This is a genomic window from Synechococcus sp. R55.7 (assembly GCF_047461955.1).
In the GTDB taxonomy this organism is placed as follows: Bacteria; Cyanobacteriota; Cyanobacteriia; order Thermostichales; family Thermostichaceae; genus Thermostichus.
In genome coordinates this window covers 1-654 of sequence record NZ_JANSIC010000477.1, presented here as the reverse complement: position 1 = coordinate 654, position 654 = coordinate 1, and the positions used below count along the sequence as shown (strand labels likewise).

1 protein-coding gene is annotated in these 654 nt (G+C 61.0%); it reads right to left on the bottom strand.

Features of this window, described 5'->3' with window-relative positions; translation table 11 throughout:
* Positions 1–152 precede the first annotated feature (152 nt).
* Positions 153–497, bottom strand: a complete 345-nt coding sequence (locus NW820_RS13240; protein ID WP_011432412.1) for a hypothetical protein — start codon at positions 495–497, stop codon at positions 153–155.
* Positions 498–654 lie beyond the last annotated feature (157 nt).

Genomic DNA, 654 nt, shown 5'->3' with positions numbered 1-654 from the left:
AGCCGGGCCAAGCTTGCGTTAAAACCCTCTGCCGCCCAGCAGCGGACAATTGCCCTGGATTATATCAATCCCCATCCACCCAGATCCGAGCGTGGCCGCGAACCGGATTGCGGACTTGGGCAGTCTGGAGTGCAAAAAGCAGCCTCCCCCGCTCAAGGTAGGCGCAGGGATCCCCTACAGCGCTGGCCGCAAGACCTCGGCTCGACTTCCTCGGCAGCTAGGTTGACTTGGGAGTTGAGGATGACGACGGTGATGGGAGCAGGAGTGGGAGGCAAAGAGCGGCTGCTCCTCCAGCCCCAACTGTCGGCGTACTGTTGTGGGGGAACGTTGGGCAGGATCAGGACGGTGTTTTGCAGGACGTTGCTTTGCAGGGTGGTGGCGTTGCCGTTCAGGATCGCCATCTGCTGGGTGTGGGAAGTCTGAGCCAGGACGGCTGGAGCAAACCCGAAGCCGAGCAGAGCTGCCACTCCGGGGAGGAGGAGTTGGGTGGACAACATCGAGGATTCTCCACAAGACGCCAGGATGCCGACACTTTAGCCTGCTTTGCCCTCCGCTGAGTTGCCGCAAAAAAGCAAAAAAAGCTACGTGATGGGGAGGGATCCCTGCTGGGGACGTACAGCCGCGCGGCCCAGGCCCACAAAAAAGCCTGCAGAG